General features: G+C 70.3%; 1 protein-coding gene. It reads left to right on the forward strand.

Going from position 1 to position 256, the window contains the following annotated elements:
- A partial coding sequence (locus SB660_RS22035) for a putative signal transducing protein (protein ID WP_410584588.1) occupies positions 1-256 on the forward strand: 256 nt, incomplete at both ends.

The raw sequence follows: 256 nt of genomic DNA on the forward strand, positions 1-256 counted from the left end.
CGTCGATCCGATCGAGGCGCAGATTGCCGCCGGCCTGCTGCAGGCCGAGGGCATCGGCGTGCATCTGGGCGACCAGAACATGGCGCTGGCGAACTGGGAATGGCGGCTCGCGATCGGAGGCGTGAAGCTGCACGTGCGCGACGATCAGGCCGCACATGCGCGCGAGGTCATCCGTCGGCTGGATGCCGGCGAATTCAGCCTGCCGCAGGCGGCGGACGACGATGCCGATACGGCCGAGGTCGCGGCCGATGGCCGG

The sequence above is a fragment of the Bacillus sp. SIMBA_005 genome (assembly GCF_046535585.1).
Taxonomy (GTDB): domain Bacteria; phylum Bacillota; class Bacilli; order Bacillales; family Bacillaceae; genus Bacillus; species Bacillus pumilus.